The organism is Zooshikella ganghwensis DSM 15267, assembly GCF_000428585.1.
Taxonomy (GTDB): domain Bacteria; phylum Pseudomonadota; class Gammaproteobacteria; order Pseudomonadales; family Zooshikellaceae; genus Zooshikella; species Zooshikella ganghwensis.
This window is the reverse complement of record NZ_AUAF01000324.1, coordinates 1-1,952: the sequence shown is the minus strand read 5'-3', so window position 1 is coordinate 1,952 and position 1,952 is coordinate 1. Positions and strand designations below refer to the sequence as shown.

The 1,952-nt window shown below is 31.4% G+C and carries 1 protein-coding gene; it reads left to right on the top strand.

The window, feature by feature from the left end; translation table 11 throughout:
- Nucleotides 1-247: 247 nt before the first annotated feature.
- The gene (locus F607_RS0126535) at nucleotides 248-1,786 is read left to right on the top strand and encodes an RNA-directed DNA polymerase (RefSeq protein ID WP_211233721.1); all 1,539 of its coding nucleotides are present in this window, start codon (nucleotides 248-250) and stop codon (nucleotides 1,784-1,786) included.
- The last annotated feature ends 166 nt before the right edge of the window (nucleotides 1,787-1,952 follow it).

Here is a 1,952-nt window from a genome sequence, read left to right as displayed (position 1 = left end):
TTACATTGGTACACATATAGTGGTCCATTATACATAGTATCTTGCTATTTAGTGTACTGGCTTATAGGTAGTCCATTTTAGGTATACCCTAAGTGGACTGCTACTTACGACGCTTAAGCAATAAAACTTAAAAAACTGTTTTATACAGTAATCAAAGATTAATGGAAATGTAGCTGACGAAGTTATTCAATAGTCTAAAAGTAGAATATTAGAAGGATTATATTTATTGTAAATTATGGTATCAACATTGTCTTACGATAATCAAATTCTCAATCACAAAAGAGAAACAAAAGAACTCGCTAAACGCTTATTAAGTGATGAAATATACCACTGGTTAAATAAACGAGGCTATTACCCTGAAAGCTATGTTCTACCTCCTTGTTTTCAGGTTATAAAGCATCCCGAGACTCCTAAAAAATACTACTCTATAAATCGAAAAGGACAATACAATCCAGAATTAACTGAGTGTATTAGAGTACATTTCCCAAAAACTGAATATACTGACCGTAGTTTCGGGTTAATTCATCCTAAAATACATAATGATATTGCATACCATATTGCTTTTAATTGGGATGAAATTGTCGATGCAATGATTCCAGAAACAAGCCAAGTTATATCTTACACTTTTTCAATACCAATAAACTCCAAAACACCAGGAAGAATAGGGCTATTACGTACTGGAAGGCTAATATATGAATTCATAGAAATGGTAGATAATCATATTGCTTCTATTGCCTACAAATACAAGTATATAATTAAAGCAGATATTAAAAATTTTTATCCTTCTATTTACACTCACAGTATTGCTTGGGCAATCCACGGAAAATGTTATATTCGAAATGGTAATCGTACAAATTATTCCCTGATTGGTAATCTATTAGACAAGCTATTTCAAAATGCAAACGATGGATGTACTAACGGAATCCCTATTGGGCCTGTTGTGTCAGATATAGTTGCTGAAATTATAGCATCAGCTGTTGATAAAGAGCTTACTAATAAGCTGAAAGATAATAATATTGAGTATCAGGCTGTTAGATTTAAAGATGATTATCGTATTCTAGTAAATTCTGAGTCTCATGCTAAAAAAATCATTAAACTTCTCCAATCATCTTTAAAAGAATACAACCTTGAGTTAAGTGATGAGAAAACAAAAGTCTCATTATTACCTAATGGTTTGTTTCGCGAATGGGTGTCTAAATATCATATTATTCATCCCAAAAAGCAAAAAAAATATTCTTGGAACGAGTTTAGGGAATTGTATCTATCGGTGATTGAAATAGATAAGCAATGCCCTGGGACAGGTGTGATTGATAGGTTTCTAGCTGACATGATCAACACTAAAGGCAACTTAAAAACTACTCTTTCAGAATATAATCTGGAAAGAGTAATTAGTATGCTAATAATGCTAGGTACACTTAGAATCAAGTCATTTCCAAAAGTTATGGCGATACTCGAATCAATGCTCAATAGTTTCGGAAAAAACCAAAAAAAACAGATAGTTGAATATTTAGACCAATATTTATATAGTTTATCGAATGATGAAGATAGAAATAAATATCTAATTTCATGGATTAGCTATTTTATAGTAAGTAACGATTTGAAGAGCGAAATTAAATTTAAGCCTAGTTTTCAAGACATTATTACAAAAACTGTTTATAATAATAAAAATAATATATTCAATCAAATTTCTGACTTCCAACTTTTTATTGGATGTAAAAAAATTTCTCAGAAAGTATCAATGATCGAGCATTTAGCTATATTTAATCCACCTTCAATCAACCCATAGACAGGTCAATGCCATTATACAAAATGTAGATAATCAAACACATTGCTCAATTTTTGACCTCATGTTGGCCAGTACACTATAGGTGTACCCTAAATGGACTAGTCAATTAACTAGATCTGCCTTGATATTCCGTCGGTTACCCTCTGTATTCATATAGGTCTCACAC